The sequence below is a fragment of the Corynebacterium sp. KPL1824 genome, assembly GCF_000478095.1.
GTDB lineage: Bacteria > Actinomycetota > Actinomycetes > Mycobacteriales > Mycobacteriaceae > Corynebacterium > Corynebacterium accolens.
Genome location: NZ_KI515750.1, coordinates 953427 through 968437 on the forward strand (window position 1 = coordinate 953427; position 15011 = coordinate 968437).

At 63.4% G+C, this 15011-nt stretch carries 16 protein-coding genes; 3 read left to right on the plus strand and 13 right to left on the minus strand.

Annotated features, from left to right (window positions below):
- Positions 1 to 4: 4 nt before the first annotated feature.
- The gene (locus tag HMPREF1267_RS10740) at positions 5 to 1324 is read left to right on the plus strand and encodes an aminopeptidase C (RefSeq protein ID WP_023029245.1); all 1320 of its coding nucleotides are present in this window, start codon (positions 5 to 7) and stop codon (positions 1322 to 1324) included.
- Positions 1325 to 1337: 13 nt separating this feature from the next.
- Positions 1338 to 2639 carry an aminopeptidase C gene (locus HMPREF1267_RS10745; RefSeq protein WP_023029246.1) on the plus strand — a complete coding sequence of 434 codons (1302 nt, stop codon included), beginning with the start codon at positions 1338 to 1340 and terminating at the stop codon, positions 2637 to 2639.
- Between the two features lie 122 nt (positions 2640 to 2761).
- Here HMPREF1267_RS10745 and HMPREF1267_RS10750 read toward each other — a convergent pair whose 3' ends face one another.
- The 13 genes from HMPREF1267_RS10750 to dacB form a co-directional block, all read right to left on the minus strand.
- The gene (locus HMPREF1267_RS10750) at positions 2762 to 3373 is read right to left on the minus strand and encodes a GNAT family N-acetyltransferase (protein ID WP_005284832.1); all 612 of its coding nucleotides are present in this window, start codon (positions 3371 to 3373) and stop codon (positions 2762 to 2764) included.
- Positions 3373 to 4314 carry a pantoate--beta-alanine ligase gene (locus HMPREF1267_RS10755; RefSeq protein ID WP_023029247.1) on the minus strand — a complete coding sequence of 314 codons (942 nt, stop codon included), beginning with the start codon at positions 4312 to 4314 and terminating at the stop codon, positions 3373 to 3375. Before HMPREF1267_RS10755 ends, HMPREF1267_RS10750 begins: the two co-directional genes overlap by 1 nt.
- Entirely contained in the window at positions 4311 to 4985 is a 675-nt protein-coding gene (locus tag HMPREF1267_RS10760; protein ID WP_023029248.1) for a hypothetical protein, read from the minus strand. Before HMPREF1267_RS10760 ends, HMPREF1267_RS10755 begins: the two co-directional genes overlap by 4 nt.
- Complete coding sequence (locus HMPREF1267_RS10765) at positions 4986 to 6071, minus strand: DUF6779 domain-containing protein (RefSeq protein WP_023017988.1); 1086 nt, start codon at positions 6069 to 6071, stop codon at positions 4986 to 4988.
- A gap of 5 nt (positions 6072 to 6076) precedes the next feature.
- Positions 6077 to 6550, minus strand: a complete 474-nt coding sequence (locus HMPREF1267_RS10770) for a DUF3180 domain-containing protein (protein WP_005284844.1) — start codon at positions 6548 to 6550, stop codon at positions 6077 to 6079.
- Positions 6547 to 7032 (minus strand): 2-amino-4-hydroxy-6-hydroxymethyldihydropteridine diphosphokinase, encoded by a 486-nt coding sequence (gene folK, locus HMPREF1267_RS10775; RefSeq protein ID WP_023017989.1) that lies wholly within the window; start codon positions 7030 to 7032, stop codon positions 6547 to 6549. The genes HMPREF1267_RS10770 and folK overlap by 4 nt, the downstream gene beginning before the upstream one ends.
- Positions 7032 to 7430 (minus strand): dihydroneopterin aldolase, encoded by a 399-nt coding sequence (folB, locus tag HMPREF1267_RS10780; protein ID WP_023017990.1) that lies wholly within the window; start codon positions 7428 to 7430, stop codon positions 7032 to 7034. Before folB ends, folK begins: the two co-directional genes overlap by 1 nt.
- 2 nt (positions 7431 to 7432) lie before the next feature.
- Positions 7433 to 8338 (minus strand): dihydropteroate synthase, encoded by a 906-nt coding sequence (gene folP / locus HMPREF1267_RS10785; RefSeq protein ID WP_051141776.1) that lies wholly within the window; start codon positions 8336 to 8338, stop codon positions 7433 to 7435.
- Positions 8339 to 8433: 95 nt separating this feature from the next.
- Positions 8434 to 9042 (minus strand): GTP cyclohydrolase I FolE, encoded by a 609-nt coding sequence (gene folE / locus HMPREF1267_RS10790; RefSeq protein WP_005284855.1) that lies wholly within the window; start codon positions 9040 to 9042, stop codon positions 8434 to 8436.
- 11 nt (positions 9043 to 9053) lie between these two features.
- A complete protein-coding gene (gene ftsH / locus HMPREF1267_RS10795; RefSeq protein WP_023029250.1) occupies positions 9054 to 11480 on the minus strand; it encodes an ATP-dependent zinc metalloprotease FtsH in 2427 nt (808 codons plus the stop codon).
- Between the two features lie 12 nt (positions 11481 to 11492).
- Complete coding sequence (gene hpt, locus HMPREF1267_RS10800) at positions 11493 to 12080, minus strand: hypoxanthine phosphoribosyltransferase (protein WP_005284864.1); 588 nt, start codon at positions 12078 to 12080, stop codon at positions 11493 to 11495.
- A gap of 12 nt (positions 12081 to 12092) precedes the next feature.
- A complete protein-coding gene (gene tilS, locus HMPREF1267_RS10805; protein ID WP_232215140.1) occupies positions 12093 to 13067 on the minus strand; it encodes a tRNA lysidine(34) synthetase TilS in 975 nt (324 codons plus the stop codon).
- A 21-nt stretch (positions 13068 to 13088) separates the two neighbouring features.
- Positions 13089 to 14375: a D-alanyl-D-alanine carboxypeptidase/D-alanyl-D-alanine-endopeptidase gene (gene dacB / locus HMPREF1267_RS10810; RefSeq protein WP_034667254.1), complete on the minus strand. Its 1287-nt coding sequence runs from the start codon at positions 14373 to 14375 to the stop codon at positions 13089 to 13091.
- A gap of 82 nt (positions 14376 to 14457) precedes the next feature.
- Between dacB and HMPREF1267_RS10815 the strand changes: the two genes are divergently transcribed.
- A complete protein-coding gene (locus tag HMPREF1267_RS10815) occupies positions 14458 to 14931 on the plus strand; it encodes an inorganic diphosphatase (RefSeq protein WP_023017995.1) in 474 nt (157 codons plus the stop codon).
- Positions 14932 to 15011: the final 80 nt, after the last annotated feature.

Below are 15011 nucleotides of genomic sequence, written 5' to 3' on the forward strand. Positions count from 1 at the left end.
GAATATGACTTTGCTCACCAATGACTTCCTGTCCCAATTGCGCGAGGAGGCCGCAGCGGACTCCCAGCTGCGCGTCGCGCGCAATGCCATTACCAGCGTAGGGGTGGCCAAGGCGGCCCTCGACCGTGACCGCATTACCGCCCTCTACCCCACCACCGAGGTAAAACTCGATAGCCTCGGGGTTACCGACCAGATGCGCTCCGGGCGCTGCTGGATGTTTGCCGCGCTCAACGTGTTCCGCCACCGCGCGGCCAAGGAGCTCAATATCGATGACTTTGAGTTTTCCTTTACCTACCTGCAGTACTTCGACAAACTAGAGCGCGCCAACTTCGCGCTCAACCAACTGCTGGATCTCACCGAAGACGGCACCGACTGGGATGACCGCGACGTGGCTACTTCCCTCGAGCTCACAGGCGACGACGGCGGCTGGTGGTCATTTTTCACCAACCTCGTGGACAAGTACGGTGCCGTACCGGCCGAGGTCATGCCTGAGGTGCACTCGTCCGGCCACACCGACCAGATGAACCGCGATATCGCCACCATCATCCGCCGCGCCGCGCACCGTGCGGTGGAAGGCGAGGGGGATCGCGGGGGCATTATCAAGCAAGCCCGCACCGATATCCAACGCGTGCTCGCCATTCACCTGGGCACCCCGCCCGAGGAATTCACGTGGAGCTACCGCACCAAGGACGATCAATTCTTCCGCGTGCACTCCACCCCGCGCGAGTTTGCGGATAAGTACCTGCCAAAGTTGGACGAGTACGTCGTGCTTGCCGATGATCCCCGTACCACCAACGACAAGCACCGCCTCTACACCAGCGCCGGCGTGAACAACGTCGCTGGTAGACAGGCTGCCGACTACCTCAACGTCGATGTGGACGAGCTGCGCTCCGCCGCGCGCGCCAGCATCGAGGCCGGCGAACCTGTGTGGTTTAGCTGCGATGTCGACCGCCAGTTCTCCTTCCAGAACGCCGTGTGGGACGAGGGCCTCGTCGATACCGATGGCCTCTACGGCATCGATTCCACCATGAGCAAGGAGGAGCGCTTTACCTCCGGCGAATCTGCGCCCACCCACGCGATGGCGCTGACCGGCATCGATGGTGCACCCCGGGCATGGCGCGTGGAGAACTCCTGGGGCACCAAGCCGCCGCGCAAGGACGACGCCGACGAGGTACCCGGCAAGGGCTTTGCCACGATGTCGGACGAATGGTTCGGCGAAAACGTCTTCCACATCGTCGTGCGCAAGGAATTCCTCACTCCCCAGCAACAACAAGCGCTAGAGACCGAGCCCATCGAGCTTCCCTTCTGGGACCGGATGAACTAAGGAGCATCGAAAAATGAATGAGATCAATCCACAGGAAGTTCACACCACCAATGCCACCCTCACCAGCGAGCCGGCCATCAAGGCGGCACGGAATGCGGTGGCGCAGGAGGGCATCGATAAGCTGAGCGTCGACCGCGACCTCGTGCGTGAACTCACCACGGCGACCAGCCACAAGCTCGATAAGTGGGGCGCGGCCAATCAGAAGGCTTCTGGCCGCTGCTGGATATTTGCGGGCCTGAATTCCCTGCGCGGTGACATCATGGACCGCACCAACATCAAGGATTTCGAGCTTTCGCAGACCTACCTGTACTTCTACGACAAGCTGGAAAAGGCCAATTGGTTCCTCACCGCGGTAGATGAGCTCAAGGACCGCGATATGACGGATCGCACGCTGACCAAGCTCATGGATGACCCCATTGGCGATGGCGGCCAGTGGTCCATGTTCGTCTCCCTGGTGGAAAAGTACGGTGTGGTGCCCAAGTACGCCATGCCGGAGACCGCGTCCTCCGAGGCCAGCGCCATGCTCAACCGCAACCTGGAGACCGTCCTGCGCCGCGCCGCCCACCAGATCCGCGCGGGCAAGTCAGGCGCACAGGAGCACGCGCTTGCCGATGTCTACCGCATCCTCACCGCCAACCTCGGCCTCCCGCCCACAGATTTCCAGTGGCAGTACCGCGATAAGGACGATAACTTCCACCGCGAGGGCACTTTTACCCCGCAGGACTTCGCCCGCGAATACCTCCCGAAGGATCTGGGCGAGTACGTCTGCGTGGTCAATGACCCGCGCAATAACTACGGCGAGCTCTACACCGTGGACTACCTGGGCAACGTCGCCGGCGAAAAGGTCACCTACCTCAACGCCCCGGTCGAGGTATTGCGCGATGCCACTCGCTCTGCCATCGAGGATGGCCAGCCCGTCTGGTTCGGCTGCGATACCGGCCAGCAATCCGATGCCGATAGCGGCGTCTGGGCCAAGCGCCTGCACGATTATGAGGGGCTGTATGGGGTGGAAATGGGCATCGAGAAGCCGGACCGCCTCCGCCTCCACGAGTCCCTGATGACGCACGCGATGGTCTTTACCGGCGCGGATATCGCCGAGGGCGGCGACGTCACCCGCTGGCGCGTGGAGAATTCCTGGGGCACCGAGAAGGGCGATAAGGGCTTTTGGACCATGGCCGATGACTGGTTTGACGAGTACGTCTTCGAAATCGCCGTCCACCCGTCCCGCCTGCCTGAGCAATACCAAGAGGCGCTCAAGTCCGCCGAAATCACCACCCTGCCGGCGTGGGATCCGATGGGCGCGCTGGCGAACTAACGCGCCGCGAAAAATCGTGCCGCGAAGTCTGTAGCGTTCGCCGATGTAGCTGCGTTGCGTGAAGCCGTGCTCATTTGCGTGGCGTGACGCTCCGTTCTTTTGCGTGGCGTGACGCGGTAGCCTCACGCCACGTGGCGGACGTACAGCATGCAGGTAAGGTCGCGGTCCTCATCGATGGAGATTTCCTTCTCCCCCACCCGCTCAAAACCGCGGGAATCGTAGAACTGATAGGTGCAGCCATCGTCGGTGTAGAGATAAATATCCTTGCCGGGGTGGCGCTCCTCAAAGGCCTCAAGGAGCGCGGTGCCCACGCCCTTCACACCCGAGTTCGGGTCAGCGACGAGGAAACCGATTTCACCATCCACGGTGTTTTCGGCCAGGTAGCTGACCAACATATCCTCGTTCGCGGCATCGTAGTCCTCGCGGTGGCCGCCAGGGCGCAGGCTATTGAAGAGATCTACGGCCTTGACATAGGCCTTGCGCCACCACGGATACGGCAGCGCTGGTTCGCCTTTAATCGATGCCAAAATCACGCCGAGGAAGCGCCCGTCATCGGCGTAGGCGGCCAAGATATCGGTGGCCTGGGCGCGCTCTAGATCCCAAAAATAACGGCCGTAGGCACGCTCAAAGCGCGGGTTCTTCACAAACCAGTGCAGGTGCATGCCTTCGATGGCAAACTCAATCGCCTTGGGTTCATCGCGCGGGTCAAGGTCGCGGATGTGAATTTCGGTCATTAGTCCTCCGGGGATTGGTTTTGTTCGCGCTGCTTTTCGCGCTCGATCTCGGCCTTAGCCTCGTGCTCTTCAATATTAGTGAATCCAATCCCCAGCGGCAGGCCGACGTTGTCAATTAACCTGACTCCGCCAATGGTGGCAGCAACCAGCAGGCGGGCATCACCCTCGGCGGGTGGCTTGCCCAGATCGCGGCCTCGTACTTCTAGGTATTCCGGTTCTACTCCGGCGGCTTCTAGGACACCTGCGGCAACCTCGCGGACCTTGTCCGCGCCCGCCTCTGCCGCATGTGCCCCGGCGGTAAGCGCGGCGGACAGGGCGGCTACGTCCTCTCGCTTATCCTCGGGCACGCGGGTATTGCGCAGGCTCATCACCACGCCATCGGGCATGCGCACGGCGGGAACGCCCTGCACGCGAACCCCGAGGTGCAGGTCCTGCACTGCATGGTGAATGCCTAAGAGCAGCTCGTAGTCTTTCTCCCCGATGAGGACATCGGTAGGCGACAGCGCCATCATCAGCGTGAGGTATAGGGTGAGCTCGCCGGATAGGTCTGGCTCTAAGGCTGCTGAGCCAGATTGGGTGCCCGGCGTCTGCTCGGCAGCGGCGGAGTTCGCGGCGTCGTGTGCGTCCGCGACGCTGCGAGCCACGATGGTAATCCGGCGGCCATGAGGCCAGAGTTTTTCGGGAATGTAATCCCAGATGACGTCCACGCCCTCGGCGCGCAAGAGATCCACATCTTCGGCGCGGGGTTCTTGGAGGGCCACGACGGTCACCGCGCCGCGGATGCGGCGGGCCGCGCGCACCAGCGCGATGTGCCCCGCATGCACGCCGGTGGTTAGTGGCACAAAGGCTACGGGGCGACCGGTCTTGCGCAGGGCGCTTCCCACCATGCGGATGCGGTCGACCTCGCTGACAACGGTGGCTTGTCCCATCTTCAAGCTCATCGCGATTCCTCCTGCAGGGCCCACATTTCTAATTCTGTGCGATCTTCTACTTCGCCTAAGCGCCGAGCGGTTTCTAAGTAATGGCGGCGCATTCCGGGATCCGTGGCGCCGCGATAGGCCGCAATGATGTCCTCTGTATCAATGTCGAATTCAGACGGTGGGATCTCATCAAACTCGGCAAAGAAATTGGCCTCAACTGCTGCGGCTAGGTGCAAGCGGCTGAGCATTTCTATGTAGTAGGAACGGGCGGCAAAGGCGGGACGTTCGGCATCGGAAAGCGGCACTGCCTGCCCCCGAAATTCGGCCACTACGAAGTCAGCGATGTTTTCGCCCAGCTCATCCAGCGTGGATACTGCCCAGCGCCCACCTGCCATGGGTGCTATGGCCGCCACGATGCAACCATGGGTCTCCAGCGGATCGAGGCCTTGCACGCCCCGGGACAAGCAGGTGTGGAAAGCGATAAGCCCCTTGTGCACGTGGTCCTGGACAAGCTCGACGGCAGCATCCAGCCGTGCCTCACCCACGGCCAGAATCAGCGCCTGGAAGGAGCCAAGTTCGGCCGGATCATTGAGCATCTCCACGGTGTGGCCGGCACGCTCCATGGCATTGGCCAGGGAGATCCCGGCGAGGCTGCGTCCGAAAAGGGCAACGCGCATGCGCGGTGGACGCATTTATTTATCCTTCTTCATCTGTGCCAACAGCTCCGAAACGGACACGGAACCATCGCGCTGCTCGTCGCTGCGGCGGCGGCCACGGGTCTGCTGCTGGCGGCGCGATGCCGTTTGCTTCTGCTCGGCCGCCACGTGGTGGCCCGAGCCCTTGTATTCCTCGCGCGCGTCCTTGCCGGTTGCCTGCTGCGGGATATTCTGGGTCACCGCATCGGAAGCGGGCTCAGCTGCGGTGTCATCTTCCGGCTTGCGGTGGCTGCCGCGGGAACCAGAGTGTGCCGCTGCGCTATCGGTACCCGCGTGCTGGGAGCCGTGGCGCTTGATGTCGGAGTCTCCGCCCGAATCCCAGCGCACGGCCTGGAAGCTGCCGGTATCGAAGGAAACGTCCTTCGGTTCCTTCGCACCCGCGGCCTCGCTGGACGTGGCAGGCGTGGGGGCATCGGCAAGCGGCTCTGCGTGGGCGGGCTGAGCGGCGCTGCGCTGCGCGCGGGTGTTTTCACTGATGATGTCATTGAGCGGGTTGGAGTCCGCGTGCGCACCAGTTGGCTGATTGCCCAGGCGGCCGGCGATGGCATCGGCAGAAGGCGCGCCGGTAGAAGCCTGCTCAAAGTCGATCTCTTCTTCCCGGTGGTGGGACGCCGCGGCGGTCTGTGCCTCCAGCTCCATAATGCGTCGCGCCTCCGCGTGCAAGGCGGCGGGCTCGTAGGTGAACTCGTGGCCGGACAAATCCTCGATTTGCTTGCGAATAGAAGCGAGCTCGGTGCGGATCTCATCGAGGATCTGCTGATCCGGCAGCTCCTTGCCTTCGGCCGCGCGGGCCTGCTTGAGCTCCGCGCGGTGGGCGCGCTCCTGCAGCTCCAGCTTGGTCACGGATTCCTCGGCCTGGCGGCGGTAGCGCATCACCAAGAAAAAGCCCACCACCGCGGCCCACAGGGCGGCAATCAGCGCAATCTTGAGCGCCGCTGCCGAGCCGGAAATGAGCATGACGATGCTGGCGATAACGGCCAAGATGACGAGGGCGATAATCCCAATTTGTCCCAAATCCGGCGAGGACGACGAGTTTTTGGAAGAAGAGCGCGGCTGAGTCATGCTCCCTAATGTACCGCTTGAAGCCCGTCTGGTGGCGGCGGGGTCTCGCAGTGTCGCTCCAATCGCAGGCCAGCCGCGGACATGGCGACGCCGCCGATAGCAGAAGCGAGCACTCCCACCAGATCATCGGAAGCGGCGACAAGGGTGCCCGCATTCGGGATCACGTACACGGCCACTCCGGCATAGAGCCCGCCGACGATCGCACCCGTCCACGCCGATGCCTTGCCCACCAGCATAAACTGCGCGATGGTCATGGGATTAAGCTGCGAATTATCCAACCCGATGCCGTGATCCTCATCGGTGGCCTTATCCACCTTCCAGGTAAGCCCCAGGCACACCACCACCATGAGCCATAGCGTGGCAGAGACCGTAACCGGGATGGCCATCATCGAGCCATAAAAGCGCGTAGTGAGGATGGCGGCCGCGGCGGCCATGAATACCCCAACGCCGATAAGCGCACCGAGCGAGGTTCGTTTCATAGCTCCTCCATCAGACCCAAGCGGTGGATATCGGCGGTTTCCTGCGGGTCCAACGCGGCAACCAGCGCGGAGACATCCTTTCCCTTCAACTTAGCAGCGCCATCGGCGGCTAACCAGGGGATAAGCACGAATGCGCGCTCGTGGGCATAGGGGTGTGGGACGGTAAGTTCCGCATCGGCGGAGCTATAGCCCTCAATATCGACGATGTCCACGTCCAGGGTGCGCGGACCCCAGTGGCGCACGCGCACGCGCTCTGCCGCTTCTTCCAGCTTCTGGCCGCGGCGCAAGAGCTCCAGCGGGCTCTCCTCGACGTCCACGATGAGCACCGCATTCAAGAATTCATCCTGGTCCGTTACTCCCCACGGCGGGGTGGCATACACGGGCGAGGCTGCCACGATGTCCTCGCGGAACTCCGTAAATACCGTGCGCAAAAGCTCCACGCGGTCATCCATATTGGAGCCGATGGATAGTACCGCGCGCATTACCTACTCCCGGGGTTCGTGCCGGTGCGCGCGTGCTTGCGGGAGCGGCGGGCGACGACGGCGACATCGGCAAAAGTGCGCGGGATGGGCGCCTTGGGTTTGTGCACGGTCACTTCCACCGCGTGCAGGTCTGCGAAGGAAGCCATGATGGTATCGGCCACCTCGCTGGCGACGGTCTCGATGAGGTCGCGGGAGGGGCCTTCGACGATATTGGCGGCGACATCGGCAAGCTCGGCGTAATTGATGGTCTTGGTCAGATCATCGTGAGCTGCGGCCTCGGCAAACTCGGACCAGCAGGTGATATCGACGATGAAGGGCTGGCCGGTGCGCTTTTCCTCTTCAAAGACACCGTGGTAGCCAAAGCATTCCAGGCCGGTTAATTCGATGCGATCTGCCATGGTTAATTCCTTTCCGTACCCATCGCGGTGGAGGTCACTGTGCCCGTGCCGGCGGCGGCATTGCGGTAGCTGCCGGTGGCATTGGCGCCGCCTACATAGGACTTGCCGGCATTCCACGCAGCGGCCACGTCGACGGCATCGCGGGATACGCCCACCTCGTGCACGCGCACGCCCCACGCACCCATCTGGGCGGAGATGGCGGTCACTGCGGCGGTGGCGGGATCGGCAAGCAGCGGGCTTGTCTCTACCCCGCGGTCTTCCCGGATGGCGGCGAGGAAGCGCTTGCGCGAGGCGCCCACCAAGATGGGGAACTCGCCGTCCAGGAACTCGGGCAGGGCCTTAAGCAGCGCCCAGTTATCCTGCGGGCTCTTGGCAAAGCCGAGGCCCGGGTCCAGCACAATATTGTCCTTTTTCACGCCCGCATCCAGGGCATTATTGCTCAGGCGGGTGAGGGTCTCGTGCACGTCGCGGACCACATCGCCGCCGTGATCCGCCGTGCCCGCCGCGGATCCAAACGCGCCTTCCTGCAGCGTGCGCCAGTGCATGAGGCAGACCGGCACGCCGGCATCGGCCATGGCGCCATACATTTCAGGATCGGCGAGGCCGCCGGAGACATCATTAATCATGTCCACCCCGGCCGCGGCCGCCGCGGTGGCGACCGAGGCGCGCATCGTATCCACCGAGGTACGAATGCCCTGCTCGTGCAGCGCCTGGATGACCGGGACCACGCGGTCGGCCTCTTCCTGCGCCTCCACACGCACCGCGCCCGGGCGGGTGGATTCGCCGCCCACATCGATCATGTCCGCGCCCTGTTCCACCAGCTCGCGGGCATGAGTGGTGGCGGCGTCAAAGTCGAGCCACCGCCCGCCATCGGAAAAGGAATCCTTCGTAACATTCACGATGCCCATGACGAGCGTGCGCTTCGCGATGGTCAATTCTCCAACTGAGGAAGCCGGGTGCACTGCGTTCTCCTTCTCGCTCGACAAACTCGACTGCGTACGCGCTACGTACGGATGAAGCTGAGCACTTCCGCGCGCGAGGCCGCGTTATTTTTGAACCCGCCGCGCACCGCTGAGGTCGTTGTGGTCGCGCCCGGCTTGCGGATGCCGCGCATGGCCATGCACAAGTGCTCGCACTCGATGACCACGATGACGGATTGGGCCTCGAGGACATTCACGAGGGCATCGGCAATCTGCTGGGTCAGGCGCTCTTGAACCTGCGGGCGCTTGGCATACATATCCGCCAGGCGCGCAAGCTTGCTTAGCCCAGTGACGTGTCCATCCTTGCCGGGGATATAGCCAATATGCGCCACCCCATAAAACGGCACGAGGTGGTGCTCGCAGGTGGAATAGATAGGAATATCGCGCACCAAGACCAGTTCCTGGTGGTCCTCCGCGAAGGTCTTGTGCAGCACCTCCGTCGGGTCCTCGTGCAGGCCGGCGAATACCTCCCGGTAAGCGCGGGCCACGCGTGCCGGGGTTTCGCGCAGGCCTTCACGGTCGGGGTCCTCGCCCACGGCAAGGAGCAACTCGCGAACGGCCGCCTCCGCGCGCTCCTGGTCATACGGTGCTCGGGCGGGCACCTGCTGGTTATCAGTGTGATTTTCAGACATGCACGTACTTCTTACTCTTTATCATCGCGCGGCTTTTCCGCATCGCGCGCGTAGGGATTATCGCGGCGGGAAGACTCATTCCACCCTGGGGTAAACCATTGGCTGGTTTCTCCCTCTGGCTTGTGGTGCTTGCCCCTGCTTTCCGATGCCGAATCCGCTCGCCCTTCCCCACCGTCGCGGTCCCCGCGGTCGTTGTTGCCGTGGTTGCTGTGGTCCGCGCGGTCGTGGTCGCCGTGGTTCTCGCGGTCGTTCCGGTCGGCGTGGTCGCTCCGATTCTCGCGGTCCGCGCCGCGGCCATCGCTACCGGTGCCGTGGCCGCTGCGGTACTCGGAATCGCTGCCGCCGCCGTGCAGCTCGCGCACGGTTTCGGGGTTCACGTAATCGCCGGCGTGCTGGCCAAAGTTAAAGCCAACCTCGCCCTTGAGCTCTTCGCCGGCGAGGCGGCGCTCGCGGGCGGCCCGGGAGGCATCGAGAAGCGTCATGCGTTTGGGAAGTTCCTCGCCGCGCTCCTTGGCCAGCTCGACCGGGGTCTTGACCGGCGCGTAACCAATCTGGCGCGGGAAGCGATCGTCTTCGCCGGGGAAGACATCGTAGGCATCGCGCGGGACGATGCCGTCGAAGATGCTCTCCAGGTCCGGCCGGCGCAGGGTCTCCTTCTCAAGGAGAGCCTCGGCCAGCTTGTCCAGGAACTCGCGGTTGGTGCGCAAGATGTCGTAGGCCTGCTCGTGCGCGCGCTCGAGGAGGTAGCGCATCTGCTCGTCGATCTTGGCGGCAACGTCATCCGAGTAATCGATGGAGCCGCCGCCCCCGCCCATCTGGCTGAATGGATCGCCCTGCTCCTGGCCGTACTTGACGGTGCCCAGGTCGGGCGAAAAGCCGTATTCCGTCAGCATCGCGCGGGCGATCTTGGTGGCGTTCTCAATATCGGAGGACGCGCCCGTGGTGGGAGCGCCGAAGACCAATTCCTCGGCGGCGCGGCCGCCCATGGCAAAGACCAAGCGAGCAAAGAGCTCATCGCGGGTGTACATGCCCTTATCGTCTTCCTGCGAGGTCATGGCGTGGCCACCGGTGCGGCCGCGGGCCAGGATGGTGACCTTGTACACGCGCTCGATATCCTTCAGCGCCCACGCGGACAGGGTGTGGCCGCCCTCGTGGTAAGCGGTGACCTTCTTCTCGTGCTCGGAGATGATCTTGCCCTGGCGCCGTGGCCCGCCCACCACGCGGTCGGTGGCCTCTTCCAGCGCGTCGTAAGTAATGACGTTGCCGCCGATGCGGGCAGTGAGCAGGGCGGCCTCGTTAAGCACATTGGCAAGGTCCGCACCGGACATGCCGGCGGTGCGCTTGGCCAGCTGCGCCACATCGACCTCTTCTGCCAAAGGCTTGTCCTTGGCGTGCACGCGCAGGATCTGCTCGCGGCCGGCCAGATCCGGGTTGGTGACCGGAATCTGGCGGTCGAAACGGCCCGGGCGCAGCAATGCCGGGTCCAAGATATCGGGGCGGTTGGTGGCCGCGATGAGGATCACGCCCTCGCGGTCGCCAAAGCCGTCCATCTCAACCAGCAACTGGTTCAGGGTCTGCTCGCGCTCATCGTGTCCGCCGCCGGTACCGGATCCGCGCTGGCGGCCCACGGCGTCGATCTCGTCCACGAAGATGATGCACGGGCTGTGCTCCTTGGCCTGCTTGAACAGGTCGCGCACGCGGGAGGCACCGACACCGACGAACATCTCCACGAAGTCCGAACCGGAGATGGAATAAAACGGCACGCCGGCCTCGCCCGCAACGGCGCGGGCCAACAAGGTCTTACCGGTACCCGGAGGGCCATAAAGCAGCACGCCACGCGGAATCTTCGCGCCCAGGTCGTGGTAGCGCGTCGGATCCTCCAGGAAGTCCTTGATTTCCTGCAGCTCATCCACGGCCTCATCGGCGCCGGCAACATCCTCGAAGGTATTGGTCGGCATATCCTTGGTCAGCTCCTTGGCCTTGGAGCCGCCGATGCCGAACATGCCGCCGGCACCCTGCTGCATGCGGGACATGAGCCAGAACAGCAGGCCGAAGAGGATGATCATCGGCAGCAGGAAGCTGAGCATGGAGCCCAAGAAAGATTCCTGGGTGACGTTGGTCTCGTACTTCTCCGCACCCGAATCCTTGACCGCGTCAAAGACCTGCTCGGAGGCGCGCGCGGGGTACTGAGACACGATCTCTTCAACGCCCTCGCGCTCTTCTACCGTGATTTCATCCTTGAGCTTGATGCGCAGGCGCTGCTCGCGGTCATCAATTTCTACCTCGTCAACGTTTTTATCCTGCAGCTGTTTTAAGGCCACGGAGGTATCCGCGTCCACGTATCCGCGGGTCTCGTTGCTAAAGAACGTAAAGGCGTACAGCGCTACGAGGATCAGCGCCGCAATGCCGCCGTAGCGAAGGAGTTTATTGTTTTTCATTACTGCGCGATTTTAGTTGGTGGTATAGACATCAGGGTGAAGGGTGCCCACAAAGGGCAGGTCGCGGTAGCGTTCCGCGTAGTCAAGGCCATAACCAATGACGAATTCATTGGGGATATCAAAGCCCACATCGAGCAGATCGATCTGCGCCTTTACCACTTCCGGCTTGCGCAACAAGGTCACCACGTTGAGCGACTTCGGATTGCGCCCCTGCAGGTTCCGGATGAGCCAGGACAGGGTCAGGCCCGAGTCGATGATGTCTTCCACGATGACCACATCGCGCCCGGCGATATCGCGGTCCAAGTCCTTCAAGATGCGCACCACCCCAGAAGAAGACGTGGAGGCGCCATACGAGGAGACGGCCATAAACTCCAGCTCCGAGGGAATGGATAGCTTGCGCGCGAAATCCGTCAGGAAAAAGGCCGCACCCTTTAATACGCAGACCAAAAGCAGGTCCTGCTCGGCGTCGGCATATTTCTCAGATACCGCATCCGCCAGCTGCTGGACGCGGTCTTTGATTTCCTCTTCTGTGATGAGGATTGCTTCTACATCGTCTCCGTAGCGGTTTGCGGGGACGGCGAAGTCTTTCTTGTCGTGCACGTGTGCGCTCCTTTAATGACCAGACAATAGTGCCAGTTTGCCACCTATACGTGCTACTTCCAACCTCTGCCCCGCCTGCCGCGCCGAACTCACAGCCACCGGCCCTTGTCCGTGCCAGTTGGTACACAGCTTGCCGATGCCCCCAAGCCCTTCCCTCGTCACCTTCACTCCCCGCTCGACAAGCCAGGCCGCAATAGCGCGCCGGCGTCGCGGCTCCGGCAGCGCGGCCAATTCCGCGCAGTCCGCGGTGGCCGCCGTGGCGAGGTATTCTTCATCGCGCGCGGTATCCATCGCCGCCTGCGCCAGCGCCGGTACCGCATCACCGCCGATGACCCGCGACAGTTCCGGGATGATTTCCCGGCGCAGCGCTACCCGCCGAAAATCCGTATCCGCATTCTGCGGGTCCTGCCACACCTCTAACCCCAGCTCCGCGCACGCGCCCTCCGTATCGGCACGGCGTACCTGCAGAAATGGCCGCACCACCCGCGCGCCTTCGACCACTGCTCGCTCCTGCATGCCGGCCACCCGGCCGCGCAGGGCGCCAAGGAGGAGCGTTTCCGCCTGGTCATCGGCCGTATGCGCCACGGCAATCTCCAGCGCCCTTTCTCCCCTGCGCGCGGTTTTCCCGCGCGCAGCTCCGTCTTCGTGCGCGGCTGCGGACATCGCTTGGTAGCGCGCTTGCCGAGCCGCCGCTTCCAGCGAATTCCCCGCTTCCTCCGGCACTTGCACTTCGAGCACCCGTGCCCGCGCACCCAAGTTTTCTGCTTGCCGAGCGGCCCTTTCAGCCTGCTCACGCGAACCATCCTGCAATCCGTGGTCGACGCATAGCGCGATCACGTCGTGGCCCTCCGCGATCATCGCCGCGCAGAGCGCTAGAGAATCCGCGCCGCCGGATAGCCCCACCGCCACGGTGCGATCCATCCGTGCCGCGCGGACCGCGCGCCGGCAGGCCAAAAAATGCGGCGAAACCCGCGGCCAAAACGGCATAACTCCAGGCTGTGGGCTCATTTAAAACTCGTGCAGCGCCGCGGCGAGGTCATCTTGGGCCGCGCGCGCCGCCATAATCTCGCCATCATTGACCAAGAACGCAAAGGAATACACTCGCCCGGATTGGCCTTGCGCGGTGCCCGCCAGTGCGGATACGCCGGTCAACGTGCCGGTCTTTGCCCGGACAAACCCGCGCGCCGCAGACTCCCCGTAGCGCTCGTGCAGCGTGCCGTCGCCACCTGCGACCGGCAAATACGCCGTCAAGGGGCGCAGCTGCGGTTCTTCGACCGCGCCGTTGACAATCTCCGCCAGCACGCTCGCGCTCAACCGATTATCTACCGAAAGGCCCGAGTTGTCCTTGATATCCACGCCGCTGACATCGAACCCGTGCTCACGGAGCACGTCCAGCGTGGCTTGGGTGTCGGCCTGGAAGCTGGGCTGTTTGCCGCGGGCATCGGCAAGCTCGCGGGCAATGGCCTCCGCCATGACGTTATCGGAATGCCGCACCATCTCCAGCGCGCGCTCGCTGAGGGGCGCCGACTCGACGCTGGCCAGCTCCTCCGCGCCTTCCGTCACCGTGCCGGGGGCGAATTTATCCGTGCCCAGGCGCTTAGCCAGCTCGCCCGCGACGTCGAGGGCCGGGGTGTGGCTGCGCGGGACATCGCCCTCCGTAGCGCCGATCCGCCCGCCGTAGAGCATGGCCGGCTCCATGGGCGCGACGAAGCCCTCATCCACGTTCTCCGGATCCCAGCCCGGCGCCTGGGGCTCGCCCGCCCACGCGGAGGTATCGATGTACACGCCCGCCACCTGGGTGCCGGTCTTTTTAATCTGATTCGCCAGCTCATCGAGCTGCTCGTTGGTCATCCAGACATCGCCAGCCGCCTTGATCACCACGTTGTTCGGGTCCTTGCCGCGGTAGACCTTGGTGGTAATCCGCTTGGACTCATCCAGGGCCAGCGTTGCCGCGGCGGTGGTCAGCACCTTCGTCGAGGAAGCCGGGGTCAGCGCCTTATCTGCATCGCGCTCCCACACCACCGTGCCGGTCTCACTATCGATGACCTGCCCGCCAAAGGTGGCCAAATCCTCGTTCTTGCCCAGCTCATCGAGCTTTGCGCTGAGCGCCGCAAAATCCACGTCCTGCGCCTTAGCCGGCTGCAGGGGATTTTCCGGGGCCTGGACCGTTTCGGCCTCGCCATGCGAAAGATCGCCGTACTCGCGCTGGATGGTAACCCCCAGCGCAGCCGTGCCCCCGACCGTCGCCGTGACCACCAGCGCGGTTACTGACCACCAAACCTTCTTAGCTTTCATCGCCACCAACCCTAGCGCGGATGGGCGACGCGCTAGACTATTGACGGTAATTAACACCCAATCCCATATGGAGGACATCGCTGTGAGCGTTGAAGTAACCATTGAAATCCCAAAGGGCTCCCGCAATAAGTACGAGGTGGACCACGAGTCCGGCAAGGTCTACCTGGACCGCTACCTGTTCACCCCAATGGCCTACCCCGCCGACTACGGCTTCATCGACCACACGCTTGGCGAAGACGGCGATCCCCTCGACGCCCTAGTCATCCTCCCCGAGCCCGTTTTCCCCGGCGTCATCGTTGAAGCCCGCATCGTCGGCGTGTTCAAGATGACCGACGAGGCCGGCGGCGACGACAAGCTGCTCGCCGTCATCGATGACCCGCGCTGGGAGCGCTACCAGGACATCAACGATGTGGAACAGCACATCAAGGACGAAATCGAGCACTTCTTCGTGCACTACAAGGACCTCGAGCCCAACAAGGAAGTTTCCGGTTCCGGCTGGGGCGACAAGGCTGAGGCCGAGAAGATTCTGGAAGAGGCCAAGGCTCGCCTGAAGTAGGTCGCGGGGGCTCGGGGGCTTCGGGGGCTTTAGGGCTCGGTCCGCGCTTTTGCGGGGCCGAGCTCGGCGTTTTAGGGCCG